The organism is Streptomyces mutabilis, from assembly GCF_014649815.1.
GTDB lineage: Bacteria > Actinomycetota > Actinomycetes > Streptomycetales > Streptomycetaceae > Streptomyces > Streptomyces mutabilis.
The window spans coordinates 1-513 of the sequence record NZ_BMTT01000332.1; the positions used below are offsets into that span (position 1 = coordinate 1).

The 513-nt window shown below is 35.9% G+C and carries 1 protein-coding gene; it reads left to right on the forward strand.

Annotated features, from left to right (window positions below; translation table 11 throughout):
- Positions 1 to 244: 244 nt before the first annotated feature.
- Positions 245 to 513, forward strand: a 269-nt coding sequence (rsfS, locus tag IE142_RS40535; RefSeq protein WP_191889545.1) for a ribosome silencing factor, incomplete at its 3' end; no start/stop codon positions are given.

Below are 513 nucleotides of genomic sequence, written 5' to 3' on the forward strand. Positions count from 1 at the left end.
TGTGGAGTAAAACTGTCGTCTAATTGGAAAGTTCTTATCTGCCGGCTTTTATTATTTATTATGGCGCAATAAATAGGCATATATGAATTTTTCTAAATCAAGCGTCGAATAGCAACCATACTTGATAGATGTTTTTGCTATCGACAACTGGAATAAATCATCGAGTAAAATAGATTTATTGGTATAAATTCCTTTAAAATAGCGCTTTGTTATTTTCTCGATTGAGTTAACTAAATAGAAAAAGGTGACCCTTTTGCAAGGCTCAGAATTACAGCAATTTATTATTGATAAACTTGAGGATTCTAAAGCTCAAGACATTATCGCATTAGATGTTCGTGGAAAATCAAGTGTCACTGATTACATGATCATCTGTACGGGAACTTCAAACAGACACTTAATGTCTGTCGCCGATAATCTGGTTGATGACTGTCGTGAAGCAGGATTACAACCTTTAGGCATCGAAGGACAAGGCGTTTCTGATTGGATTGTTGTTGACCTTGGTGAAGCCATGGT